Source organism: Acinetobacter sp. CFCC 10889 (assembly GCF_003268395.1).
Lineage (GTDB): Bacteria > Pseudomonadota > Gammaproteobacteria > Pseudomonadales > Moraxellaceae > Acinetobacter.
On sequence record NZ_LQXQ01000050.1, the window covers coordinates 1 to 25732 of the forward strand.

At 34.7% G+C, this 25732-nt stretch carries 22 protein-coding genes and 2 pseudogenes; 18 read left to right on the forward strand and 6 right to left on the reverse strand.

What is annotated here, in order from left to right:
- A partial coding sequence (locus tag AVJ19_RS16015) for a zinc ribbon domain-containing protein (RefSeq protein ID WP_162626633.1) occupies positions 1-203 on the forward strand: 203 nt, incomplete at its 5' end.
- A gap of 84 nt (positions 204-287) precedes the next feature.
- On the forward strand, positions 288-1829 hold the full coding sequence (murJ, locus tag AVJ19_RS16020) for a murein biosynthesis integral membrane protein MurJ (protein ID WP_111860649.1): 1542 nt from the start codon (positions 288-290) through the stop codon (positions 1827-1829).
- Between the two features lie 68 nt (positions 1830-1897).
- On the opposite strand, the gene AVJ19_RS16025 is transcribed toward murJ, so the two are convergent.
- The 6 genes and pseudogenes from AVJ19_RS16025 to AVJ19_RS16050 all read right to left on the reverse strand — a co-directional run bounded on the left by AVJ19_RS16025 (position 1898) and on the right by AVJ19_RS16050 (position 7968).
- Positions 1898-2548: an FKBP-type peptidyl-prolyl cis-trans isomerase gene (locus tag AVJ19_RS16025; protein ID WP_111860650.1), complete on the reverse strand. Its 651-nt coding sequence runs from the start codon at positions 2546-2548 to the stop codon at positions 1898-1900.
- 55 nt (positions 2549-2603) lie between these two features.
- Positions 2604-3293 (reverse strand): FKBP-type peptidyl-prolyl cis-trans isomerase, encoded by a 690-nt coding sequence (locus tag AVJ19_RS16030; protein WP_111860651.1) that lies wholly within the window; start codon positions 3291-3293, stop codon positions 2604-2606.
- Between the two features lie 40 nt (positions 3294-3333).
- Positions 3334-4041, reverse strand: a complete 708-nt coding sequence (locus AVJ19_RS16035; protein WP_111860652.1) for an FKBP-type peptidyl-prolyl cis-trans isomerase — start codon at positions 4039-4041, stop codon at positions 3334-3336.
- Between the two features lie 183 nt (positions 4042-4224).
- Complete coding sequence (locus AVJ19_RS16040; protein WP_111860653.1) at positions 4225-6417, reverse strand: polysaccharide biosynthesis tyrosine autokinase; 2193 nt, start codon at positions 6415-6417, stop codon at positions 4225-4227.
- A gap of 21 nt (positions 6418-6438) precedes the next feature.
- On the reverse strand, positions 6439-6867 hold the full coding sequence (locus AVJ19_RS16045) for a low molecular weight protein-tyrosine-phosphatase (protein ID WP_111860654.1): 429 nt from the start codon (positions 6865-6867) through the stop codon (positions 6439-6441).
- Positions 6867-7968: pseudogene (locus AVJ19_RS16050) on the reverse strand (polysaccharide biosynthesis/export family protein). Before AVJ19_RS16050 ends, AVJ19_RS16045 begins: the two are co-directional and overlap by 1 nt.
- A 240-nt stretch (positions 7969-8208) precedes the next feature.
- Here AVJ19_RS16050 and tviB point away from each other — a divergent pair.
- From tviB to galE, 16 genes and pseudogenes are all read left to right on the forward strand, one after another.
- Positions 8209-9487, forward strand: a pseudogene (gene tviB / locus AVJ19_RS16055) (Vi polysaccharide biosynthesis UDP-N-acetylglucosamine C-6 dehydrogenase TviB).
- A gap of 17 nt (positions 9488-9504) precedes the next feature.
- A complete protein-coding gene (gene rfbB / locus AVJ19_RS16060; RefSeq protein ID WP_111860655.1) occupies positions 9505-10563 on the forward strand; it encodes a dTDP-glucose 4,6-dehydratase in 1059 nt (352 codons plus the stop codon).
- Positions 10563-11438 carry a glucose-1-phosphate thymidylyltransferase RfbA gene (rfbA, locus tag AVJ19_RS16065; RefSeq protein ID WP_111860656.1) on the forward strand — a complete coding sequence of 292 codons (876 nt, stop codon included), beginning with the start codon at positions 10563-10565 and terminating at the stop codon, positions 11436-11438. Before rfbB ends, rfbA begins: the two co-directional genes overlap by 1 nt.
- Positions 11438-12535, forward strand: coding sequence for a DegT/DnrJ/EryC1/StrS family aminotransferase (locus AVJ19_RS16070; RefSeq protein ID WP_171334231.1), 1098 nt, complete (start codon positions 11438-11440; stop codon positions 12533-12535). Before rfbA ends, AVJ19_RS16070 begins: the two co-directional genes overlap by 1 nt.
- Positions 12536-13165 (forward strand): acetyltransferase, encoded by a 630-nt coding sequence (locus AVJ19_RS16075; protein ID WP_111860658.1) that lies wholly within the window; start codon positions 12536-12538, stop codon positions 13163-13165. It begins immediately after the preceding gene.
- A 15-nt stretch (positions 13166-13180) separates the two neighbouring features.
- Complete coding sequence (locus AVJ19_RS16080) at positions 13181-14683, forward strand: oligosaccharide flippase family protein (RefSeq protein ID WP_111860659.1); 1503 nt, start codon at positions 13181-13183, stop codon at positions 14681-14683.
- Positions 14680-15645 carry a glycosyltransferase family 2 protein gene (locus AVJ19_RS16085; RefSeq protein WP_213067242.1) on the forward strand — a complete coding sequence of 322 codons (966 nt, stop codon included), beginning with the start codon at positions 14680-14682 and terminating at the stop codon, positions 15643-15645. Before AVJ19_RS16080 ends, AVJ19_RS16085 begins: the two co-directional genes overlap by 4 nt.
- 73 nt (positions 15646-15718) lie before the next feature.
- Entirely contained in the window at positions 15719-16885 is a 1167-nt protein-coding gene (gene wzy, locus AVJ19_RS16090) for an oligosaccharide repeat unit polymerase (RefSeq protein WP_111860660.1), read from the forward strand.
- Entirely contained in the window at positions 16882-17970 is a 1089-nt protein-coding gene (locus tag AVJ19_RS16095; RefSeq protein ID WP_111860661.1) for a glycosyltransferase, read from the forward strand. Before wzy ends, AVJ19_RS16095 begins: the two co-directional genes overlap by 4 nt.
- Before the next feature lie 17 nt (positions 17971-17987).
- Positions 17988-19016 carry an NAD-dependent epimerase/dehydratase family protein gene (locus AVJ19_RS16100; protein ID WP_111860662.1) on the forward strand — a complete coding sequence of 343 codons (1029 nt, stop codon included), beginning with the start codon at positions 17988-17990 and terminating at the stop codon, positions 19014-19016.
- A gap of 2 nt (positions 19017-19018) precedes the next feature.
- Entirely contained in the window at positions 19019-20158 is a 1140-nt protein-coding gene (locus AVJ19_RS16105) for a glycosyltransferase family 4 protein (protein ID WP_111860663.1), read from the forward strand.
- 70 nt (positions 20159-20228) lie between these two features.
- Positions 20229-20855 carry a sugar transferase gene (locus AVJ19_RS16110; RefSeq protein ID WP_111860664.1) on the forward strand — a complete coding sequence of 209 codons (627 nt, stop codon included), beginning with the start codon at positions 20229-20231 and terminating at the stop codon, positions 20853-20855.
- Between the two features lie 23 nt (positions 20856-20878).
- Positions 20879-21754 (forward strand): UTP--glucose-1-phosphate uridylyltransferase GalU, encoded by an 876-nt coding sequence (gene galU / locus AVJ19_RS16115; RefSeq protein ID WP_111860665.1) that lies wholly within the window; start codon positions 20879-20881, stop codon positions 21752-21754.
- A gap of 21 nt (positions 21755-21775) precedes the next feature.
- Positions 21776-23023: a nucleotide sugar dehydrogenase gene (locus AVJ19_RS16120; RefSeq protein WP_111860666.1), complete on the forward strand. Its 1248-nt coding sequence runs from the start codon at positions 21776-21778 to the stop codon at positions 23021-23023.
- The gene (pgi, locus tag AVJ19_RS16125) at positions 23020-24675 is read left to right on the forward strand and encodes a glucose-6-phosphate isomerase (RefSeq protein ID WP_111860667.1); all 1656 of its coding nucleotides are present in this window, start codon (positions 23020-23022) and stop codon (positions 24673-24675) included. The genes AVJ19_RS16120 and pgi overlap by 4 nt, the downstream gene beginning before the upstream one ends.
- Before the next feature lie 12 nt (positions 24676-24687).
- Positions 24688-25707 (forward strand): UDP-glucose 4-epimerase GalE, encoded by a 1020-nt coding sequence (gene galE, locus AVJ19_RS16130; RefSeq protein ID WP_111860668.1) that lies wholly within the window; start codon positions 24688-24690, stop codon positions 25705-25707.
- The last annotated feature ends 25 nt before the right edge of the window (positions 25708-25732 follow it).

Sequence of the window (25732 nt, forward strand, 5' to 3'; positions counted from 1 at the left end):
AGGAAGTCAATGAAGCGTATACCACCCAAACGTGTTCGTGCTGTGGCTCACGCTTCAGTAGTCCGAAAGGTAGAGCAGGCTTAGGAATAAGAGAATGGCAGTGTTGTGAGTGTGGTAGCTCATGGGATCGGGATATAAATGCCGCACTGAATATTCTTGCGCTCGGACATGAGCGTCTCGCAGGAGGAATCCCCGTCCTTTAGGTCGGGGAGGATGTCAAGATTTTACAACGATATTTGTTTTGAGTTTCTTTACAATAACGACTTTATTTTAACTAGGTAAATGCAATGGCGCTGTGGCGATCCACCTTTATTGTCAGTTCTATGACCATGTTGTCTCGGGTCTTAGGACTCGTACGAGATATGGTGTTGTTAAATGTTTTTGGTGCAGGTAAGGATTTTGATACCTTTGTTGTTGCATTTCGCATCCCCAATTTTTTTCGGCGATTATTCGCTGAAGGAGCTTTTTCACAAGCCTTTATTCCTGTTTTAACTGAATATAAAACTACAAAACTACATGCCGAAGTACAGATTTTAATTAGCCGTGTTTTTGGTTGTTTATTAACGGTTATGTCATTATTGACGCTATTTTCTATGATTGCGGCACCTGTGATTTTGTATATTTATGCACCTGGTTTCCATGATGATCCTGCTAAATTTGACTTAGCTGTTGATATGTTTCGTTTAACGATTCCATATTTGATGTTTATGTCACTGACAGCATTTGCCAGCAGTATTTTAAATAGTTACGGTTCATTTGCATCACCTGCATTTTCACCTGTACTGTTAAATGTTGCAATGATCGCAGGGGCATGGTGGCTTGCTCCACATATGGCTGAACCCATCATGGCACTGGGTTGGGCTGTGGTTGCAGCAGGCATTTTACAACTTGCCATTCAAATTCCTGAATTGTGGCGTAAAAAATTATTGATTCCACCAAAAGTTGATTTTAAACATGAAGGTGTGGAACGCATTTTAAAATTAATGTTGCCTGCTTTGTTTGGTGTTTCGGTCACGCAAATTAATTTATTACTCAATACCATTTGGGCATCTTTTATGCAGGATGGTTCAGTGTCTTGGTTATACAGTGCCGAGCGCATGACAGAGCTACCATTAGGTTTAATTGGTGTCGCGATCGGTACTGTCATTTTACCGTCTTTGTCGATGAGTAAAGCTGAACAAGACCAAGAAAAATTTAGAAAAATGCTAGATTGGGCAGCCCGTGTCATTGTTTTAGTGGGTGTACCTGCAAGTATTGCACTGTTTATGCTGTCTACGCCGATTATTCAAGCGCTTTTCCAACATGGTGCTTTTGATGTACGTGATACACAAATGACGGCTATGGCGTTGCAATGTATGAGTGCAGGGGTATTGGCATTTATGTTGATTAAAGTCTTTGCACCTGGTTTTTATGCGATTCAAGATACAAAGACGCCTGTACGTGTTGGTTTAATGGCCGTTGCAGCGAATGCAATTTTAAACGTGATCTTTATTGGTATTTTTAAACTGATTGATTGGCATGCTGAGCATATGGCACTTGCCATTGCATCTTCAGGTTCTGCATTGGTGAATGCAGGTATGCTGTATTTCTATTTGCATAAACGCAATATTTTCCGTTTTGGTGCACATTGGAAAAAATTATTTGTACAATTTTTCATTGCTAATATCAGCATGATTGCTGTGCTGTGGTATGCATTAACTTGGTATGATGGTAGTGCTGCGCAGTGGATTCGTATATTTGAAGTAGTTGGATTGTGTGTCGTCGGTGTGTTGGCCTATGCGATTGGTTTAGTGGCAAGCGGATTTAGACCACGTCATTTAAAACATTGATTTAATTTGTTAAATTTAGAATTAAACCTATAACTTAATCCCTAAGTTATAGGTTTTTTTATGGTTAATTATTTTACTTTGAGTAATTCGATATCAAAAATCAATGTACTGTTAGGTGGAATCGTTCCTGGTACACCATCTTGACCGTATGCAAGTTTTGCGGGGATATACAGCGTTGCTTTACTGCCAGTATTTAACAATTGTAGACCTTCAGTCCAACCCTCTATCACTTGATTTAATGGAAATTCAATTGCCTTACCACGCGCATAAGAGCTATCAAACACTGTTCCATCTAAAAGTTGACCTTTGTAATGTGTGGTTACTATAGACGCTGGCGTGGGTTTTTTACCTGTCCCTTGGTAAAGGATCTTATATTGTAAACCTGAAGCCGTGGTGATTACCCCTTGTTTTTTGGCATTTTCCTTTAAAAACAGAGATTCTTTCGCGCTATTATTTGTCGCTTCTTGCAGATGTTGGGTTGTTAATGTTTTTTGAAACTCATGATATGCTGTTTGTAATTCTTCTTCAGTATATGCGTTGGCTTTCTGTGCTTTTTGATCACGAACGCCTTGAATAAATGGTTCAATCGCCACTTCCTGAGGAGATTGAGAGGCCACTTCATAACCAAGTGCGTAGCTGATTTTATCAAGTGCAGATGCAGCAAAAACAGCTGATTGAGATAATATAAGTGTTGAAAAAATTATGGTTTTGTTAAGCATGTTTGACCTTTGAATAAAAAGAGAGCTAAAAAGCTCTCAAAATATAAATAAAAAATTAAGGTAAAATTTTTAATAATTCAACATCAAAAATCAGGGTACTGTTCGGGCCTATGCTATCGCCTGCCCCCATATCCCCATATGCTAATTTTGCAGGAATAAAGAAGCGATATTTCGAACCTTCTTGCATCAGTTGTAAACCTTCCGTCCAGCCCGAAATGACTTGGCTGACTTGAAAATCAACAGGTTGCCCACGTGCAATTGAGCTATCAAAAACCGTACCATCGAGTAAACGTCCTTCATAATTAACGGATACTTTGGATGTCACAGTCGGTTTTTTTCCTTGACCTGTTTGTACAATTTGATATTGCAAACCTGATTTTGTGGTCATAATGCCTGATTTTTTTGCATTTTCAGCTAAAAAAGCTTCACCAAGTTTGCCATTTTCTTGTGCTGTTTGTTGAAATGCTATGAGCTGTTTGGCTTCACTTTGTTGTTTATACTGTGCTAAAGCCTTCGCCATTTCTTCATCGGTTAAACTGGTTTTTTGTCCAAGCGCACCTTGCTGTAAGCCTTGTAAAAAAGCCTCTGGATGAATATCTTTTAAAATATCGGCATACGTTTTACCCATAGCATAACCATAGCTATAGCTAAATTGATCTTTTTGTGGGCTTTTATTATTAACAGTTGCAGCGTGACTATGACTTACTGCCATTAAAATGCTTAACCCTAAAATTATTTTCTTCATCATATACATCCAAAAAGGAGAGCAGATGCTCTCCTTATTTTTATTTTACTTTAATTAATTCAACATCAAAAATTAAGGTACTGTTTGGAGGAATAGCACCAGGGAAACCTTGTTCACCATAAGCCAATTTAGATGGAATATATAAGGTCGCTTTTCCACCTTCTTTCATTAATTGTAAACCTTCAGCCCAACCTGGAATCACTTGATTTAGTGGGAATTCAGTAGGTTTATTACGATCATATGAACTGTCAAAGACTTTACCATCAAGAAGTTGACCCTTGTAGTGGACAGTAACAACAGAATTGGCAGAGGGTGCTTTACCATCACCTTGTTTAGTGATTTTGTATTGTAGACCAGAAGCAGTGGTTTTAATCCCTTCTTTTTTCGCATTTTCCGCTAAGAAATTATCACTTTTAGATACTGCTTCTTTTGAGTCAGCGATTTGTTTCGTCTGCATTTCTTTTTGGAATTCAATATACGCAGCTTGTAATTCTTCATCAGTGAAGATGCGTTCTTTTTTCGCATGTGCATCACGGATCCCTGTAATAAATGTATCTACATCAACTTCAGGTGGCGTTTGGCTGGCAACTTCATAGCCTAAAGCATAGCTGATTTTTTCTACAGGTTTTGCTGATTTGGAGATAGAACTTGCATTTACATCCACAGGATGTTGTGTTGCATAGTAAACAGGAACAAGTGCAGCACCGCCTAATAATACAGCAACAGCGATGGGTAAGGCTTTACTCATGGTCTTTCCTAAAATTTTTATCGTGCAAAAAGCTAAATATTTTAAATGATAGCTTGAACTCTCAAAGCATATAACGTCTTACTCTGAAACGATATACTTATTCAATGAAATCAACGAAAAATATACAGGGATTTCCCAAAAAAATCCAGATCATAGATCTGGATTTTTCGACATTCAATTAACTTAATCATCTTTATGTGAGGTATAGCTATAAGCATAGTTATAGCCGTAGCTGCTACCACCTGATGCACGGTTAATATCATTTAAGATAATACCGTTGACTTTACTACCCGCTTGTTCAAAACGTGTAAGCGTTATTTCAAGCTCTTTCATTTGAGTTTTAGCATAACGAGCGACAACTAAGTTCACACCTGCATATTGTGAAATGATAATACCATCAGTCACCGCCAATACAGGTGGTGTATCCAAAATGATATGATCATATTGTTGAGACAGTTGTTCAAGTAATGTTTTAAATTGACTTGAAGCTAACATTTCAGATGGATTGCTCTGGTTTTTACCACGCGCAATAAAATCTAAATTTGGCACTTGGGTTTTAAAAATGGTTTGTTCTAGTGAACTTTGATTGTTTAAAAGTTCAGTCAAACCAGGGGAAGTCTCACGAGAAAAATATTTATGTAAATACCCACGACGAATATCGGCATCAATTAACAAGACGCGTTTATTACTCTGTGCAAAAATAGTCGCCAAGTTAGTTGAAATAAATGATTTACCCACTTCTGGTGCAGGACCGGATACCGCAATAATATTATTTTTGGCATTTGCTAGAGAAAAGTGAATCGTGGTACGAATACTACGTAAACTTTCAATGGCAATATCATCACTGTTTTTTACTGCAAGAATAGGAATCGATTTTTTCTTCTTGAGAATTTGAATACGACTTTCTTGTACAGGAGAACGTGGAACCGTCGCATAAACAGGAAGATCTAACTCATTTTCAATTTGCGCTGAGTCTTTAATGCCTGTATGCATGAGATTACGTAATAACGCAATCAATACGCCAACAAAACCACCCACAAAAATAGAGAGAATGAGAATAATGATTTTACGTGGTGCAATTGGCTCAATCGGTTCAGCCGCAGTATCAATAATACGCACATTACCAATTTCACCAGCTTCAGCAATCTTTAATTGTTGGTAGTTATTGAGTAAAGAAGTATATAGTTCGCTGTTGACTTTCACATCACGATACAATTGCAAATACAGACGTTGTGTTTCAGGTAAACGTTTTAACGCTTGATTGAGTTCGCCAGCTTTTTTATCAATGGTTGCCAATTGAGCATTGATTTCAGCCATTAATGGATGACTAGCCGTGTATTTTGCAGAAAGTTCAGCTTGTTTCTGCTTTAATTCAATTCGTGTTTTTTCGAGTTCGACATTTTGTTTGAGCATTAACTCAGATTCTTGCGTAACATCAATTGTATTGTATTGTTCACGGAATTTATTGAACTTAATTTCAGACTCTTCAAGCTGTTGTTTGAGCTCAGGTAGTTGTTTATCTAAAAATTTTAAAGTTTGTTTCGACTCTAAAGTTTTACGCTCAATATTTTGGGAATGATATACATGTAAAATATTATTTAAAACTTCAGTAATATGTTGTTTGTCTTGACCTTGGTAACTAAGCCCAATGACACCTGTAAGTTTGCCTTTTTCTGCTACAGAATAATCAGCATTTAAAGATGTGACAGCAGCAGGTAAGGATTGTTTAACAATGGTGAAAGTTTGCTTAAAGGGTGCTTTGCTCTCAATCTCAATGTACCATGAACCATAACGATCAATATTTTGATTCAGTTGATTTAGCTTTCCTGTAAAAATAACTTGTTCTTTCTCTACATCAATCAGTTTAAATTGATTCGGTGTCGTTAAATCTAAGCTGAGTGCTTTATTTTGATAAAAAGCAGGCACATTGAATTTTTTAATTAAAAAGCTGGATTGATTCTTTTGATAAAAAACACCATCTTTACGATAATCTAAAAGGATTTCATCTTTATTGAATAAACGGTGGAGTTTACCATCTTCATCATCTTGAATTTGGATATTGAGATTTAAATCCTGAATCACAGTTCCTAAAACCATACGAGATTTTAAGATTTCAATTTCAGCTTGAGCGGGAGATTTTTGCTCAACAACAGACGATAAATCACCTAAAAGTGCAGCGGCACCTGCCCCTTTACTTTCTTCAACTTGTACTAGGGCATCGGTAGAATAGGTATTAGGCGTGACACGCAGGTATAATAAAGCACAAATTAGGCTCAGAATTACACAAAGGGCAATCACTTTCCACTGCGCAATTAAGGAAAAAAATAACTCTTTTAAGTCGATGGTATCATCATTCGTTTTTGAATTTTGGTTCATATGACTGCAACTAATTAAAATTTAAAGATGTGATTGCCAATCAGTGACATAACGTTGAATATTATCGCATGTCTCTATAAAAAATGCTTGATCATGTTTATAGGGGTCAGGCACATTGATATTTTGCCAATGTCCAAGCAAAAACACTTTGCCTTTTGCAAAAGGCCAAGTTTGCTCAATATGTTTTTGCTGCTTGTGACTCATGACCAAGATAAGATCAGACTTCTTAATCAGTTGAGCATTGATCTGTTTGGCAACATGCCCACGCATATCAATGTTTTTGTTGTCCATACATGCGATGGCTTTATCATCAGCGGTGTGTCCGACCATCGCTGAAAGTCCAGCAGATTCTATATGTAATTGAGGATGAGCATTTTTCAAAAAATACTCAGCCATTGGACTTCTACAAATATTACCCACACATACGACAAGAATATTTTGGATTTGCATTATTGCCCTAACCGATCAATATTATATAAAGCATTTGAGAATGGAATGATTTGATTAATAACACGTTGCCAACGGGTTAATCCAGTTGCATCGACATAAACAATATCATTTTTTGCATAGCAAATTGGTTGGCTAATGCAAAATTACCAAAGCTACTTAAATCTATTGATAGACTGTAGAACCTTTAGTATTAAGGTCTGTACGCATCACATAAATACGTGCCGCACTGGCTGAGTTTGGATTAATCCCACCACTTTCACCCAATACATCACTTAAAGTCATCCCTTGATCACGTAAATTTACTGCTTGCGTACGGGTAGATTCACCTAATACATAAAGTTTCTGATCTTGTTTAGTATTTACAAATAAAGTGTCATTCGGTTGAATGAGTAGATTATGTAAAGATAAGCCTTGTTTCTCAAGTGCAATGGTATTTAGGTTATAGGTTTGACCATGACGGATCAGTTGAATATTGGTATTGTCACCTGTTTGAGAATTAATCCCGCCTGCTTGACCTAATGCTGTATAAACACTGATAGGTTGATCGTTTAAAGTATATTGACCACTTTTCATCACTTGCCCGTTGACAAAATATCGTTTTCCTTCATAGGAAAGTACACGTACAACGACATCAGGCGTTTTTAAATATTTGGCAAATAGGCTACGCATTTCTTTATTAATCTGCGTTAAGGTTTTACCTTCAGCACGATACGTACCGATCAGTGGTGCTTGAATATAACCGTTTTGATCAATACGGTAACCATTTGCCAGTACAGACGTATCGTTGGTCATTTGACTCACTGGAGGGGTGATTTCGGGATATGCCCACAGTTGAATCGACAGAACATCACCAGGACTGAGACGATAGACTTTATTTTGATTTTGGAACAAAGCATATAAATTTTGGGATTGAATATCAGTTGTATTTAAAATACTCGGTAAAGTGCTTTGTGTTAGCTGAACAACATTAAGAGCTGCACCTTGATCCGTTTGATATTGTCCTTGTTCAGGCACATCATAAGTTTGCAGACCAGAAGTCATAGCACAACCAGTAAATAAAAACGAAACTGCTAAAAAAAGTGAGGTGCGAGCATGCTTCACATTCAAAACCCTTAATTGTATTAAATTGTAACTTGGAGTGACCTTATGGGTCGAATTGTATTCTATTACAAGTTAAATTCCTACTAGACTTGTTTAGCATAAATATAATTAATACATAAAATGAATCGTTTTGGTTAAAAACATGTAATTTCAGTTCATATTTACAAGCTTTTCATTTAGAATGAAACTCTATTTTGTATAATAAACTGGACTCAAAACCAGTCTCAGGATTTTAAAAGCATGTTTCAGATTGAACAACTAAAGATAGCAATCATTGGATTAGGCTATGTCGGTTTACCTTTAGCAGTAGAATTTGGCAAAAAAATACCAGTCATTGGTTTTGATATTTATCAAAAACGTATTGATGAATTAAGAAATGGGCAAGATCACACTTTAGAAGTTAGTCCAGAAGAATTACGAACAGCAGAATATCTATCTTATAGTGCAAATGTAGAAAATTTAAAGGATGCGAACTTTTATATTGTCACAGTTCCAACCCCAATTGATGATTTTAAACAACCAGATTTAACCCCATTGGTTAAGGCTTCGACTACTATTGGTCAAGTGTTGAAAAAAGGCGATATCGTTGTTTATGAATCGACTGTTTATCCTGGTGCGACAGAGGAAGTCTGTATTCCTGTGTTAGAAAAAATTTCAGGTTTAAAGTTTAACGAAGATTTTTTTGCAGGTTATAGCCCTGAGCGTATTAATCCGGGCGATAAAGAGCATCGAGTCACTAATATTCTTAAGATTACATCAGGTTCTACTGCTGAAGTCGCTGATTATGTTGATCACGTTTATAATTTAATTATTGAAGCGGGAACGCATAAAGCTTCAAGTATTAAAGTGGCAGAAGCTGCTAAAGTGATTGAAAATACACAGCGCGATGTCAATATTGCTTTAATTAATGAGTTAGCACTTATTTTTAATAAAATGGGAATTGATACAGAAGATGTATTAAAAGCTGCAGGGACAAAGTGGAATTTTTTACCATTTCGTCCTGGTTTAGTCGGTGGGCATTGTATTGGTGTAGACCCTTACTATTTAACACATAAGGCACAGTCTATAGGTTACCATCCTGAAATTATTTTAGCAGGGCGTCGTTTAAATGACTCTATGGGAGCTTATGTTGTTACTCAACTTGTAAAAGGAATGTTGAAAAAGCGTATCCAAGTTGAAGGTGCTAAAGTATTGGTATTGGGTTTAAGTTTTAAAGAGAACTGTCCAGATATTCGCAATACAAGAATTGTTGATATTATTAGTGAATTAAAAGAATATCATATTAATGCTGATATTTATGATCCATGGATTGATAGTGAAGAAGCACAGCATGAGTATGGCATCAAACCGATTCAAAGTTTAAAACAAGACAATTATGATGCCATTATTTTAGCTGTTGCACATAATCAATTCAAAGAAATGGGTTCAAAAAAAAATTCGTGCATTAGGTAAAAAAGAACATATTTTATATGATTTGAAATATGTACTTGATCAATCAGAGTCAGATATCCGCCTTTAATAAAATTGAGAATCTTTATGAAAATATTAGTCACAGGTGGTGCTGGATTTATAGGCTCAGCGGTTATAAGAAATATTATTCAAAATACTCAAGATGAAGTATTAAATATTGATAAATTAACATACGCAGGTAACTTGGAATCATTAGCAGAAGTTGATGAGAGTAAGAGATATCAATTTAAACAGATTGATATCTGTAATGAAAATGATTTAATAAAAGCTTTTAATGAGTTTAAACCCGATTTAGTAATGCATTTAGCAGCTGAATCACATGTAGATCGTTCAATTGATGGTCCAGCTGAGTTTATTACTACAAATATTGTTGGAACATATACACTTTTAGAGGTTGCTCGAAAATATTGGATGCAGCTTGATGAACCAGCGAAAGCGAAGTTTAAATTTCACCATATTTCTACAGATGAAGTATATGGGGACTTAGAGGGTACAGCGGATTTATTTACTGAAACAACTTCATATGCACCAAGTTCTCCATATTCAGCAAGTAAAGCAAGTTCAGATCATCTTGTGCGCGCTTGGCATCGTACATATGGTTTACCGACCATCGTAACGAATTGTTCAAATAATTATGGGCCATATCATTTCCCTGAAAAATTGATTCCCTTGGTTATTTTAAATGCTTTAGATGGCAAATCTTTACCGATTTATGGCAAAGGTGATCAAATTCGTGATTGGTTATTTGTAGAAGATCATGCACGTGCACTTTATAAAGTGGTCACTGAGGGTAAAGTAGGTGAAACCTATAATATCGGTGGTCATAATGAAAAGCAGAATATAGACGTTGTTAAAATCATCTGTAAAATTTTAGATGAACTCAAGCCACAAAAAAATCAGCAACCATATGAATCATTGATTACTTTTGTAAAAGATAGACCAGGACATGATTTGCGTTATGCGATTGATGCTACAAAAATTGCTCATGATTTAGGTTGGAAGCCAGAAGAAACATTTGAAACGGGTATTCGTAAAACAGTTGAGTGGTATTTAAATAATTTAGAGTGGTGTCGCCGTGTTCAGGATGGCAGTTACCAACGTGAAAGATTGGGAGTGAATGCATAATGAATACAAAGGGTATTATTTTAGCAGGTGGTTCAGGGACTCGTTTGTATCCTATTACTAAGGGTGTTTCAAAACAGTTGCTCCCTATTTATGATAAACCTATGATTTATTATCCTCTTTCTGTGCTGATGTTGGCAGGGATTCAGGAAGTTCTCATTATCACTACACCTGAAGATAAGGAAAGTTTTGAACGCTTATTGGGTGATGGTTCTCAGTTTGGTATCAATTTACAATATGCAATTCAGCCAAGTCCTGATGGATTAGCTCAAGCCTTCATTATTGGTGAAGAGTTTATTGGTGATAGTAATGTTTGCTTAGTGCTTGGTGATAATATTTTCTATGGTCAAGGCTTTACACCAATGTTGAAACAGGCTGTTGCGCGAGATCAAGGGGCTACAGTTTTTGGTTATCAAGTCAAAGATCCTGAACGTTTTGGCGTCGTTGAGTTTGATGAACAACGTAGAGCCGTATCTCTTGAAGAAAAACCTAAAATTCCAAAATCAAATTATGCTGTAACAGGGCTTTATTTTTACGATAATGATGTTATTCAAATTGCTAAAAAAGTAAAACCTTCTGATCGTGGTGAGTTAGAAATAACTACAGTGAATCAGATGTACTTAGAGCGTGGTGATTTGAATGTTGAGTTGCTTGGTCGAGGTTTTGCTTGGTTGGATACAGGTACACATGCAAGTTTACTTGAAGCGGCTCAGTTTGTAGAAACTCTGGAGAAACGTCAGGGTTATAAAGTCGCATGTTTAGAAGAAATTGCTTTTAATCATGGCTGGTTAACTAAAGAAGAGGTTTTGAAAGTTGGTCAAAGTATGAGTAAAAATGACTATGGCCAATATTTAATTTCTTTAGTGGAAGAAGATTGATGAAAGATCCAATTTATGTCACTCAGCCAGTTTTGCCAGCATTAGACGACTTTTTACCTTATCTAGAGCAAATTTGGAAAAATAAAATTTTGACCAACTGTGGTCCTTTGCATCAACAGTTGGAACAAGAGTTATGTAATTATTTGGGTGTGGATTATATTTCATTATTTAATAATGGGACTATTGCGCTGATTACAGCTTTACAAGCATTAGATCTAAGTGAAGGTGAAGTCATTACAACACCATATACTTTTGTGGCAACGGCACATTCTATTGTTTGGAATAAGTTAACTCCAGTCTTTGTCGATATTGATCCTATTACTTCAAATATTGATGTAAAAAAAGTTGAGCAAGCCATTACGACAAAAACTGTTGCGATTATGCCAGTGCATTGTTATGGCATTGCATGTGATGTCGATAACTTGCAAAAAATTGCAGATGAGCATAATTTAAAGCTGATTTATGATGCAGCACATGCTTTTGGTGTGAAATTTCAAGGGCAAAGTTTATTAAATTATGGTGATGTCAGTGTAATTAGTTTCCATGCTACAAAAGTATTTAATACTTTTGAAGGTGGTGCAATTGTTTGTCACAGTGCAGACATGAAACAGCGAATAGATCGTTTGAGAAATTTTGGTATTGTGAATGAAACTACAATTGATGATATTTCATTAAATGGTAAATTGAGTGAAGTTCATGCAGCTTTAGGATTACTTCAATTAAAGACAATAGATCAGACTCTAGATGCACGTAAAAAAATAGATCATTACTATCGTGAGTTATTGAATAATATTGAAGGGATTTCGTGTATTCAAAGATCTATGACCGATGCAGATAACTATTCATATTTCCCTATTTTAATTTCTCAATCCTATTCACTTACTCGTGATCAATTATTTGAGAAATTAAAAGAACGCAATGTATTTGCAAGAAAATATTTTTATCCAATTATGACCGATTTACAAATTTATAAACAATTTCAATCTGATACTCCAAATGCAAAATTGCTATCTGAGCAAGTACTTTGTTTACCAATGTATCCTCATTTATCATTTGATGAATGTAACTATATTGTAGATATTATTAAGGATATATAAATGAAAAAAATTGTAGTAGTTGGTGCTGGTGGATTTGGAAAAGAAATTGCTTGGATGGCGAAATGTTGTGGCCATGAAGTTGTCGGTTTTTTGGATAGTACACCCGAAAAGCAAAATACTAAAATTATGGGTGTAGATGTATTAGGCCCTATTGAAAATGCACAGCAATTTATTGAGTATGAGTTTGTAATAGCAATAGGTAATCCAAGAGCTAGAAAAAAAATTATAGATAGTTTTTTTAAGGATGAAAAATTTATTTTTGCGACATTAATCGATCCTCGAGCTATAGTTGGTCAGAATGTGACTATAGCCGAAGGTTCTATGATTTGTGCAGGAGCTATTCTGACTGTTGATATTGAAATTGGTAAGCATACGATTGTTAATATTAATAGCACAATTGGTCATGATGTAAAGATTCATGATTTTGTTACGATTGCTCCTAATGCTTCAATTTCAGGTAATATTGAATTAAATCATTATGTTGAAATTGGCACAAATGCGACATTAAGGGAAAAACTAACAGTCCAAGAGGGAGCTATGATAGGCATGGGGGCTGTATTGACCAAAGATGTAGAAAAAAATCATGTGATGGTAGGGAATCCTGCTAAATTGCTTAAAATTATTGATTAATTTTGAGTATAAAAATTGTCAAAGCTCAAAATTAACATCTTCGCGAGCTATATAAGCCAAATATATGTTGTTGCTATTAGCATTCTGATACTCCCTCTATATGTCAAATATATGGGGGCTGAAGCGTATGGTTTAGTTGGCTTTTTTGCCATGATCCAAGCATTATTTGGTCTACTGGATTTTGGTTTAACACCTACAATTAGCCGTCAAACAGCATTGTATAATTCAGGTGCAGAAACAGCTTTAAAGTACAGGCAATTATATAGGGCTCTTAGCATTATCTTTGTGGGAGTTGCTGCTTTTGGTGTTTTGACACTGTTTTTATCAAATGAATATATTGCATCTCATTGGTTAAAGCTTGAAAAACTACCACTAACAGAAGTTTTATTCTGTCTACATATTATGTCAATATGTGTAGGATTAAGATGGATGACTGGGTTATATCGAGGCGTCATTTCAGGCTTTGAGCAAATTGCATGGCTAAGTTTGGTCAATACATTCATAGCAACATTACGCTTTTTAGGCGTGTTTGCTTATATGTATTTTTATGGATTTACAGTTAAGAATTTTTTTGTTTTTCAATTGGTTGTTGCATTTTTAGAGTTTAGTTTTTTATTTATTAAACAAAAATATTTAATACCAGTCTTAAATGACCAAGAAAATATTGGTTGGTCAATGAAACCCGTAAAACCTATTCTTGCTTTTGCCTTAACCATCGCTTTTACTTCTTCAATTTGGATTCTTATTACTCAGTTGGATAAGTTTGTGCTATCAGGTATTTTAGCACTATCAGATTATGGGTATTTTACTTTAGCTGTACTTGTTGCTGGAGGAATAATGCAGATTAGTTCACCAATCAGTGGTGCTATTATGCCAAGAATGGCGAGCCTCTATGCAGCAGGGGATCATAATCAATTAAAAATGGTATACTTAAATGCCACTCAGTTTATTGCAGTCATTTGTGTTACTGCTGGTATAGTCCTGGCAGTATTATCAAAGCAAGTGTTATATGCATGGACTGGAGATATGGTGCTTGCAAATAAAACTGCACCCATTCTAACTTTATATGCTTTAGGTAACGCTGCGTTAGCTTTGACTGCTTTTCCTTATTATTTGCAGTATGCAAAAGGTAACTTAAGATTTCACTTGATTGGTAATATCATATTACTATTCTTACTAGTCCCAACGATTATTTTCGCAGCGAAAACGTATGGTGCAATTGGTGCAGGATGGGTATGGTTTTTAACACATAGTCTATATTTAGTATGCTGGGTTTCTTATGTTCATTCTCAAATTTCACCAGGTATAAATAAACAGTGGTATCAGAAATTTATTTATATTGTTCTCTTGGTTGGTGGCGTATCATTGAGTTTATCTCAAATGCTTGGTTTTTCGTCAAATCGCCTAATCTTGTTAGGACAAATTACAGGGATTAGTTTTGTTTGTTTAATTGTAGCAAGCATGTGTTCCTCACAGATCCGCCAAAAAATTAAATCTAGAATTGTAAATTTAAAATGATGAATCAGATAAACGAAATAAAAGTCTCTGTATGTGTTGTTACTTATAATCAGGAAAAGTATCTTGCAGAGTGCCTTGAAAAATTAGTGAATCAGCAAACAAACTTTGCTTTTGAAATTATTGTGGGTGAGGACTGTTCTACAGATCAGACGAGATCAATTGTACAGCAGTATTATGAAAAATATCCTGATTTAATTGTTCCTATTTTACATGAAAAAAATGTAGGTGCTTTGGAAAACATTAGACAAGTATATGCACAAGCTAAAGGTAAATATATTGCGCATGTTGATGGTGATGATATTGCCTTAGAGGGGAAATTACAAAAACAATTTGATGCTCTAGAGGCTCATCCAGAGTGTAATATTTGTTCACATGATGTAAAAAATATAGATGCAGAAAGTAATGTTTTAGATTTTCAAAATTGGATTTATCCTGCTGGGAAATATACTTTATTTGATTTGTTTAAAAAAATGCCATTTTTTGCACATTCATCAAAAATGTTTAGAAATAATATATTAGAAAGTGAATGGAATAATTTATTTTCAAATCCAGATATCTTAGATATAGATATACATTTTTTAAACTTACAAAAAGGTAATATTATCCATCTAGGTGAAAATTTAGGTTTGTATAGAGTTAATGTAGGTATGAGTAATGTTGGTAAAAAAGTTAATGCTTTATTACCTAAAGGGAATATCCGGATCTATGAAAAAGGTTTGAATCATTTTCAAACTGATAAAGAAAAAATAAACATTTTGAAAAAATATTATGCTAGAGCTATGTTGAATTGTGCTTATAATTATGCGGTTTACGATGGTGATATAAGTAAATTTAGAGAATATTTAAATTATTCTCTTCAGCAATCGAAGCTGAATAAATTGCAAATAATATTTATTATAGTTTCACTTGTTCCTCAATTATTTTTCCCTCTTTTGAAATTTCGATCTAAGGGAAGAGTTTGAATTTTTATAAGATGAGTTTACTTGAATTTATAAATTTTCTATTTTTTGAATCGAATTTCATCAGGAGTTAATAATGAAGTTTAATATATTTTATTTTTTGCTTGCATTTTATTTCATTGTTAACACAGTTTTCTTTATTATTGGCTTGTCTTCAGAATATGTTGTAGTTGAGTTTGATTTCTTTTCTATAAATAAGTCTGATCTTATTTTTGCATATTTCGTTCAATTGTTTGTATTTTTAACAATATTTTTGTCATATTTTTTGATAAGTAAGTCTAATGTTGATAGTAAGAAGATTTTTTATATTGGTGACGGTTGGGCATTTTTTTTATTAATATGGCAAGTTTTATTTTGTTTCTTTAATTATTACTATGGTGTTAATTTAGCTGGGGTTTATGGTGGTAAACCAAACTTAATATTAAATTATTTATTTATATTTTTGCCGGCGGATGTAATTTTTTTAGTGTTATCTATTCATATTAAATCAAATAAATTTTTTATTTTAAATAATATTTTTTACCTTTTTTCAAATTTGATTCGAGGTTGGATGAGTGCACCTTTAATTTTTGTTATATTATTTTTTATTCGAAAAGGTAGTATTAAATTTGAAGTTAAAAATCTAATGATGATTTTTGGTGTGGTTCTGTGTTTGCTTTTTTTAACCCCATTTTTATTTGAGTTAAAGTGGATTGCTCGTTCTAATTCATTATATAGTGGTGTAATTAATAATGTTTTAGATCGGGGGTATTTAGAATCATTAAGTCTCACTTTAAATTATATTTTTTCAAGATTTCAACATATTTATCATGTTGCATTATTGTCACAAAAAACTGATTTCTTTTATATGTTGTATCAAAGTGGAAAAATATTACCATATTGGTCTGAGGGGCTTTTACAAAATGTTGTAATAAAGTTGTTGAATATTAATGTGGGGGATACTTTAGGTTTAAATGTAGCTAAAAATATTTTTTCATCCCAAGAAGAATGGTCTGCTAATGCTGGATTAAGTGGTTGGATATTTGTTTTGCAAGAAAAATTTGTGTTTTTTTATGCATATATTTTATTCATTCTTTTGATACCATTTTATATGGCAAAAAAATATTTAGGTAATAAGTCTTTAATGTTGATGGGGGTTTTCTCAATATTTTATTTATTCCATGGTTGGATAGGTTCTTACTTATCACTAGTAATATTCTTAATGCTGATAATATTTTTCAATAGGGTTACATTTAAAAGATGAAAATTTTATTTATAATTACAAGTCTAGGAATGGGTGGAGCTGAAAATGTCTTGGCTAATCTTACAGATGGTTTAGTGCAACGAGGTTGTGAGGTAAAAATTATCTGTTTAAAAGGTGAGGTTTTAGTTAAACCACAGTCTGATCAAGTAGAAATTGTGAGTTTGAACTTTGATGGTTTATCTAATATTTCTTCTATATTAAAAAGTATTAAAACTATTATATTAAATGATCAACCTGATATTGTTCATGCTCATATGTTTCATGCAATTATTGTAGCAAGAATATTAAGAATAACGACACCAATTAAAAAATTAGTTTGTACTGCCCATAGTAAAGCTTTTGGTGGAAAAATTCGGGCATTGGTCTATAAAATGACTGATCGTTGGTCAGATATCAATACCAATGTGAGCCATGAAGCAACTGAAAATTTTATAAAAAATAAAATTTTTAATAAAAATAATTCATTAACAATTACCAATGGTGTTGATACAGAAAAATTTATTTTTAATTTTGCTGATCGAATAGCCTATAGAACACAATTTAAAATAGCAGATAATGAAAAAGTTTTTATTGCGATTGGTCGTTTTAATGAAGCTAAAGACTATCCAAATTTAATCAATGCTTTTAATTTATTTAGGAAAAAAAGTCATGTTGAGTCTAAATTGTTGATTGTTGGAGATGGTGAACTTAGAACATCAATAGAAAATTTAATTGTTGATACGCATTTATCTGATCAGATTATTTTGTTAGGTATTCGACATGATATTCCTCAATTATTGAATATGGCGGATACTTTTATTTTATCATCGGAGTGGGAAGGGTTACCGACAGTTTTGATGGAAGCGATGTCTACAGAAAAAATTGTAATTTCTACAGATTGTGGTGGGGCTAGAGAAATTATAGATAGTGAAGATTTTCTTGTCCCTATTAAGAACTCTGAAGAATTGTCACGCAAAATGTTAGATATATGCCAATTGCCTGAGCAATATTGCATACAAATTGGTAAAATAAACAGACAGCGTATAGTTGATCATTATTCTTTAGATGCGATGGTAGCGCAGTGGTTAAAAGTTTATAAAAGTTGATAGATGAGGAAAGTATAATGTCAAAATATTATGAAGTATGCGAAGAATTATTAAGTAATCCGAAAGTATGGCTTGTAACGGGTGTTGCGGGTTTTGTTGGCTCAAATCTTTTAGAAAAATTATTATTATTAAATCAAAAAGTTATTGGACTAGATAATTTTTCTACAGGATTTCAAGAAAACCTAGATGAAGTAAAACAGAGTGTTGCACCTGAGCAATGGGAAAATTTTACCTTTCATAAAGGTGATATCTGTCATTTAGATGACTGTAAACAAGCTTGTTTAGGTGTGGATTATGTTTTACATCAGGCAGCTTTAGGTTCTGTACCACGTTCAATTCAAGATCCTATTGCAACCAATCAGGCGAACATTAGCGGTTTTGTAAATATGTTAGTTGCTAGCCGTGATGCTGGTGTCAAAAGTTTTACTTATGCAGCAAGTAGTTCTACATATGGTGATCATCCTGGTTTACCAAAGCAAGAAGATATTATTGGAAATCCATTGTCTCCGTATGCTGTTACAAAATATGTCAATGAATTGTATGCGAGCGTTTTTAAAAGAGTATATGATTTTAATAGTATTGGGTTACGTTACTTTAATATTTTTGGAAAACGTCAAACGCCTACAGGAGCGTATGCAGCAGTTATTCCAAAATGGACGAGTGCAATGATCCAAGATGATACTGTTTTCATTAATGGTGATGGTACAACTAGTCGTGATTTTAACTTTATTGAAAATGCAGTTCAGGCAAATATTTTAGCAGCAACAGCCATTCATGAAGATTCATTGAATCAGATTTACAATGTTGCAGTTGGTGGACGTACAGATTTAAAAACGTTATATAGCATGTTACAAGATACATTACAAAAAAATGGTGTTGCGTATCATAAGGAAGCGGTATACAGAGATTTTCGTCCAGGTGATGTGATGCATTCACAGGCAGACATTAGTAAGATTAAAATACGATTAGGCTATGAGCCTGAATATTTAATTCATGAAGGTATAGAAAAAGCAATGCCGTGGTATGTTAAGAATTTAAAAGGTTAAAAATGAAATTTGTTCTAGTTTCAAATAATTTAACTTCTGTTAAAAATTTTCGTTGTGATTTATTGTTGGATATTCAAAAGAAAGGGTATGAAGTTCATATCCTTGCGCCAGATTTTTTAAATTTTACAGCAGATAAAGATTTTTTGGAAAATAGAGGTTTTATTTTACATGAAATTAAATTAAGTCGAACTGGAACAAATCCAATTTCAGATTTCACAACTTTACTGAATATTTATCAAATCTTGAAAAGTATTCAAGCGGATATAGTATTAAGCTATACGATTAAGCCTGTGATTTATGGAACTATAGCCGCTTATTTAGCACAAGTACCGAAAAAATTTGCTTTAATTAGTGGTCTAGGTTTTGCCTTTCAAGATCATGCCGATGCAAAAAAATCAGGTTTAATTACCCAAATTATTAATAATTTATATAAAATAGCGTTGAAGAAAACCACGAAAGTTTTTTTTCAAAATACAGATGATCAAGCTTTATTAACAAAGTTAGGAATTTTAACTTCAAATATCCCTTCCGTTGTTGTGAATGGTTCTGGAGTAAATACAGAATATTACTACCATGCGCCTCTTAATAAAAATGAAAATGGACAATTTGAAATTAGTTTTTTAATGGTTGCACGACTATTAAAAGATAAAGGAATTCGTGAATATTTTGAGGCTGCAAAAATAATTAAAAAACAATATCCAGAGGTTATTTTTAATTTAGCTGGAGGGCTTGATGAAAATCCTACCGCGATATCTAAAGATGATTTAGATGTTGTTGTGAATGCTAAAGTAATCAATTATCTTGGTAAGTTGTCAGATGTAAGAAGTGCTATTGTTCAGAGTAATATTTTTGTTTTACCATCTTATAGAGAAGGTGTGCCAAGATCTACTTTAGAGGCGATGTCAATGGGGCGTAGTGTGATCACAACAAATGCTCCAGGCTGTAAAGAAACTGTTGTGGACAATATAAATGGTTTTTTGGTAGACGTACAATCTGTTGATGCATTGGTATCAGCAATGCTAAAATTCATAGAGCATCCCGAACTAATGAATGTAATGGGTCTTAACTCTAGAAATATGGCAGTTGATAAGTATGATGTCATTAAAGTCAATGATCATATGATAACGGAAATGCAACTTTAATTTTTTTGATTGAATTATTAATTAAACTTAGATAACTAAGACTAATTATATTTATAGGATGTAAGAGTGAATGAAGCGCTTAGTTGATATTATTATTTCTTTGATTGCATTAATCATTTTGTCACCTATTTTTCTATTGGTGGCAAATAAAGTTCGTAAAAATCTAGGCTCTCCGATCTTCTTTTATCAAGAACGCCCAGGTAAAGATGGTCAATTATTTAAGATGATTAAATTTCGTTCAATGAAGGATGCGTTTGATAAAGATGGTCATCCTTTACCTGATGACCAACGTATTACACCATTTGGGCAAAAATTGCGTTCTACAAGTTTAGATGAAATGCCTCAGCTTATTAATGTACTGAAAGGTGATATGAGTATTGTGGGTCCTCGTCCACAAATGAAAGAATTTTTAGATCACTATACACCTCATCAAATGCGTCGCCATGAGGTAAAACCAGGAATGACAGGGCTAGCTCAAGTCAGCGGTCGTAATAATTTGTCTTGGGAAGAAAAATTTGATTTAGATGTAGAATATGTTGAAAAACAATCTACTTTACTTGATTTTAAAATTATGTTTAAAACAGTTGAAGTAATGCTGAAGAAAGAAGGTATTAATGCACCTGACCAAGAAGTGGGTGCAGAACGATTTTCTGGTAACAACACTTCAACAAATACTAAACCGCATTCTCATCAATAAATTTAAAGTGTTAGATAGGTTATATGCTCAAAAAAGCAATTCTCCCTGTGGCAGGTTTAGGCACGCGTTTCTTACCTGCAAGTAAGTCTATTCCTAAAGAAATGGTCACAGTGGTAGACCGTCCTGCAATTGAATATGTTGTAAAAGAGGCGGTTGCTGCAGGAATCGAACAAATTATTCTTGTAACACATTCATCTAAAGCATCCATTGAAAATTATTTTGATCGTAACTTTGAGTTAGAAACGATCCTAGAAAATAAAAAGAAATTTGATTTACTCAAAGAAATTACCGATATTCTGCCTAAGAATGTTAGTGTTGTGAGTGTGCGTCAACCTCAGCCTTTGGGTTTAGGACATGCTGTACTGTGTGCTAAAGATATTGTTGGAAATGAACCTTTTGCTGTGTTATTACCCGATGTTTTAGTGAAAGCTGTTGATACAAAAAGTGATTTGGCTTTAATGATTGAGCGTTTTGAAGCATCCAATGCTTCACAGATTATGGTTGAAGCTGTGCCTGATCATTTAGTCGATCAATATGGTATTGTTGATGTTGCTCAATCACCGAATGAAGGTGAAAGTATCATGATGCGAGGGATTGTGGAAAAACCTGCCGTAGGAACCGCACCTTCGAATTTATCAGTGGTGGGGCGTTATGTTTTACCTGCTGAAATTATGCAGCTTTTAGAAAATACACCCAAAGGTGCCGGTGATGAGATTCAGTTGACCGATGCGATTGCTGCATTACAAAACACAGCAACAGTTGAAGCATATCGTATGAAAGGTCAGACCTTTGACTGTGGCTGTAAAATTGGCTACTTAAAAGCAGTATTGTATTATGGGATTGGACATCCAAAATTAGGTGAAGAATTTAAGCAGCTCATTCGAGAGTTAGTACTATAAAATTTTAAAATTAGGTGATCAATGAAAATTAGTGTTTTTGGTACGACTTTACAAGCAGGCGTACTGGCAGGTTTGATGGCTGAATTTGGTCATCAAGTCTCGTGGTGTTTAAATTCACAAAAAACACTGAATTATCAGGATGAGCAAGTCAACCAATTGATTGAACGCCAAGCTCAGCTTGGCTTTTTAAATATTGTTGATCTGGATCAATTAAATTTGGATCAAGATGTTTATTTATTTTCGTTGGGAGTGACAGAACTTCATATAGCAATTGAGATTGCTCAAAAGATTAGCTTATCACCATTTATTCATCCTAAATTAATGATTAATGGTTCAACCTTTGGGTTGCAGGGCACTGAAAAATTAAAAAGTATTTTATCTCAGGATTATTGGGCATATTTACCTGATGTCATTCAAGAAGGTAATGCAATTCAGAGTTTTACGCAGTTGAAACAAGTGATTGTGGGTGTGGAGCAAGAAGAAACTCAAAATCTGATGTCTGAATTACTCCGTCCTATTTTTCAGCTGCAACATCAATTTTTATTTATGCCGATTTTAGATGCTGAATTTACCAAACTCAGCATTTCGGGCATGTTGGCGACCCGTATTAGTTATATGAATGATTTGGCTGTCGTCTCTGAAAAGTTAGGAATTGATATTAGTAATGTACGTCAAGGCTTAGCCGCTGATACGCGCATCGGTGCAACGTATTTATCCCCAGGTGCAGGTTTTGGTGGTGAGAATTTTTCGCATGATATCTTAACCTTGTCGAATACTGTGGCGGATATGGGGGTTCATAGTCATTTATTGGAACAAGTCTGGGCGATTAACGAGCAACAAAAAGAAGTTTTATTCAGAAAGTTATGGAATTATTACCATAGCCATTTAAAAGGGAAAACGGTTGCCATTTGGGGCGCTTCTTTTAAAGAAAATACCTCAAGTATTCAAAATGCACCGATTCATGCGATGCTACAAGCTTTATGGGCACAAGGTGTAATCGTAAAATTACATGACCCGCAAGCATTGAAAGAAATTGAAAATATGTATGGCACGCGTGCTGATCTGATTTTATGTGAAGATCAATACCAAGCCGTTGAGCATGCAGATGCTCTGTGTTTAATGACCGCTTGGGCGCAATATTGGAGTCCAGATTACCTGCAACTCAAGCAGAAAATGCAGCATCCTTTGATTTTAGATGGTCGTAATATTTATGATCCCGCTTATGTGAAATCACAAGGCTTTGCATACCAAGGAGTAGGGCGCTCATGAGTCATATCGAACAATTTTCTATAGTGACAGAGCTTAGAGAACAACTGAGCCAATTGGCTGAAGCACAAAAAAATATCAATTTAAATGAATTGTTTGAAAAAGAAACACAGCGTTTCGAACAGTATTCTGTACAGTATCAAGATTTAACTTTTGATTTCAGTAAGCATCGCATTGATCAGGCGATTTTTAAAAATTTAATACAATTTGCTGAATCAAAAAAATTAGCGCAATGGATTCAGCGTTTATTTTCGGAAGAGCCGATTAACTATACAGAGCAGCGTGCTGCAATGCATTGGGTTTTGCGACAACCATCTGAAAATAAAAAAAATAGTAAAATTGTACAGGCTGTACATGAACAGTTAGAGCGCATGTATCGCATTGTTGAAAAAATTCATGCGGGACAATATCGTGGGGTAACCGGTGAAGTAATCCAAGATGTGGTGAATATTGGTGTAGGTGGCTCAGATTTAGGACCTTTAATGGTTACACATGCGCTATCTGATTATCAGGTACATACGACCAAGCCTCTGCATGTTCATTTTGTTTCAACCATGGATGGCAGTCAGCTTTCAGAACTGTTGCATCAGTTACGTCCTGAAACGACGTTATTTATTATTTCTTCCAAGTCTTTTGGTACGATCGATACATTATCGAATGCACAAACGGTACGCCAATGGTTAGAAAAGTCTTTAGGGCAGTGTGAAGGAGTTTTAAAAAATCACTTTATTGGTGTTTCGACCAAACCTGAAAAAATGACGGCATGGGGAATCGCGCCTGAGAATCAGTTGCTGCTGTGGGATTGGGTCGGTGGTCGTTATTCGCTGTGGTCATGCATTGGTTTACCGATTGCATTGACGATTGGTGTAGATGGTTTTAAACAACTCCTTGCGGGTGCGTATGCGATCGACGAGCATTTCCAAAATGCTGAATTTTCAAAAAATTTACCTGTGCTAATGGGTATGCTCGGTGTTTGGAATAATAACTTTTTAAACATCCAGACCCATGCTGTGTTGCCCTATGATGGGCGTTTAAAATACTTTGCAGCTTATTTACAACAATTAGAAATGGAATCGAATGGAAAATCCATTCAGCGTAATAATGAACAGGTAGAATATGATACTTGTCCGATTTTATGGGGCGAAGTGGGACCAAACGCACAGCATGCCTTTTATCAATTATTGCATCAAGGCACGCATTCAGTGAGCTGTGATTTTATTGCCCCTGTTCATCGTTACAATGCCAATCAATTTACTTATGCTCAAAATGCAGAAGCATTGATTGAACAACATCATTTAGCATTATCGAATTGTTTAGCACAGTCACGTTTATTGGCCTTCGGTAATCAAGCACTGGATCAAAAAGAGCTGACCGATTTACCTAAATATAAACAATATACAGGGAATCAACCGAGTACCACACTTCTCATGAAAGAATTAAGTCCTTACAGTTTGGGGATGTTAATTGCTTTATATGAACATAAAGTGTTTGTACAATCTGTGATATGGAATATTAATCCTTTTGATCAGTGGGGGGTTGAGAAAGGTAAGGAAATTGCCAATCAATTATTGCCTATTTTAAATCAGCAGCAACATGACTTATCTGCCTTGGATGCATCAACACAAGGTTTAATCAAAATCCTTCTTCAAAAATAACAGAGTTTTATTATGGCAAACATTTTAGTGACAGGTGGTGCAGGATACATCGGTTCACATACTTGTGTAGAGCTACTGAATGCGGGTCATTCTGTTGTTGTACTCGATAATTTATCTAACAGTTCTGAAGAAGCGCTACTCCGTGTGCAAGAGCTCACAGCAAAAAGTTTGACTTTTGTTGAGGGGGATATTCGAGATGCCTCTACTTTAGATCAAGTGTTTGCAGCACATCAAATTGATGCTGTGATTCATTTTGCGGGCTTGAAAGCTGTTGGTGAAAGTCAGCAAATTCCATTGACTTATTTTGATAATAATATTGCGGGTTCGATTAGCTTGGTTCAAGCCATGCAACGTGCTGAAGTCTTTCATTTAGTCTTTAGTTCATCTGCAACGGTGTATGATGAAGCCAATATTTCACCGCTGAATGAAAATATGCCTACAGGTATGCCAAGCAATAATTATGGGTATACTAAACTCATTGTTGAGCAAATGCTGCAAAAATTAGCGATTGCCGATGCACGTTGGTCAATTGCATTATTGCGTTATTTCAATCCCGTGGGTGCGCATAAAAGTGGTCGTATGGGTGAAGATCCGCAAGGGATTCCTAATAATCTAATGCCTTATGTAACGCAAGTTGCTGTAGGTCGCCGTGAAAAGCTGTCTATTTTTGGTCAAGATTATGATACGGTCGATGGTACGGGTGTACGTGACTATATCCATGTCGTAGATTTAGCGAATGCACATTTATGTGCATTAAATAATCGCCTAGATGCAGAAGGCTGCCGTGCATGGAATATTGGTACAGGTAATGGTTCATCTGTACTTGAAGTCAAAAACACATTTGAACAAGTAAATGGTGTGGCTATTGCATTTGAATTTGCTCCACGTCGTGAAGGAGATGTTGCAACTTCATTTGCAGACAATGCACGTGCTGTTGCAGAGTTAGGTTGGAAACCGCAATATAAACTTGAAGATATGCTTGCTGATAGTTGGAATTGGCAAAAGCAAAATCCGGAAGGATATAAAAAATAATTTTTTAAGTAACGTGAATTCGGGA

Coding starts and splice junctions, on each gene's coding strand:
- AVJ19_RS16075 (WP_111860658.1), top strand. CDS start 12,536: ATGAAAAAAATTGTAGTAGTTGGTGCTGGTGGATTTGGAAAAGAAATT.
- AVJ19_RS16070 (WP_171334231.1), top strand. CDS start 11,438: ATGAAAGATCCAATTTATGTCACTCAGCCAGTTTTGCCAGCATTAGAC.
- wzy (WP_111860660.1), top strand. CDS start 15,719: ATGAAGTTTAATATATTTTATTTTTTGCTTGCATTTTATTTCATTGTT.
- AVJ19_RS16085 (WP_213067242.1), top strand. CDS start 14,680: ATGATGAATCAGATAAACGAAATAAAAGTCTCTGTATGTGTTGTTACT.
- AVJ19_RS16025 (WP_111860650.1), bottom strand. CDS start 2,548: ATGCTTAACAAAACCATAATTTTTTCAACACTTATATTATCTCAATCA.
- AVJ19_RS16035 (WP_111860652.1), bottom strand. CDS start 4,041: ATGAGTAAAGCCTTACCCATCGCTGTTGCTGTATTATTAGGCGGTGCT.
- AVJ19_RS16110 (WP_111860664.1), top strand. CDS start 20,229: ATGAAGCGCTTAGTTGATATTATTATTTCTTTGATTGCATTAATCATT.
- pgi (WP_111860667.1), top strand. CDS start 23,020: ATGAGTCATATCGAACAATTTTCTATAGTGACAGAGCTTAGAGAACAA.
- AVJ19_RS16045 (WP_111860654.1), bottom strand. CDS start 6,867: ATGCAAATCCAAAATATTCTTGTCGTATGTGTGGGTAATATTTGTAGA.
- AVJ19_RS16040 (WP_111860653.1), bottom strand. CDS start 6,417: ATGAACCAAAATTCAAAAACGAATGATGATACCATCGACTTAAAAGAG.
- rfbA (WP_111860656.1), top strand. CDS start 10,563: ATGAATACAAAGGGTATTATTTTAGCAGGTGGTTCAGGGACTCGTTTG.
- murJ (WP_111860649.1), top strand. CDS start 288: ATGGCGCTGTGGCGATCCACCTTTATTGTCAGTTCTATGACCATGTTG.
- AVJ19_RS16120 (WP_111860666.1), top strand. CDS start 21,776: ATGAAAATTAGTGTTTTTGGTACGACTTTACAAGCAGGCGTACTGGCA.
- galU (WP_111860665.1), top strand. CDS start 20,879: ATGCTCAAAAAAGCAATTCTCCCTGTGGCAGGTTTAGGCACGCGTTTC.
- AVJ19_RS16030 (WP_111860651.1), bottom strand. CDS start 3,293: ATGAAGAAAATAATTTTAGGGTTAAGCATTTTAATGGCAGTAAGTCAT.
- galE (WP_111860668.1), top strand. CDS start 24,688: ATGGCAAACATTTTAGTGACAGGTGGTGCAGGATACATCGGTTCACAT.
- rfbB (WP_111860655.1), top strand. CDS start 9,505: ATGAAAATATTAGTCACAGGTGGTGCTGGATTTATAGGCTCAGCGGTT.
- AVJ19_RS16100 (WP_111860662.1), top strand. CDS start 17,988: ATGTCAAAATATTATGAAGTATGCGAAGAATTATTAAGTAATCCGAAA.
- AVJ19_RS16095 (WP_111860661.1), top strand. CDS start 16,882: ATGAAAATTTTATTTATAATTACAAGTCTAGGAATGGGTGGAGCTGAA.
- AVJ19_RS16105 (WP_111860663.1), top strand. CDS start 19,019: ATGAAATTTGTTCTAGTTTCAAATAATTTAACTTCTGTTAAAAATTTT.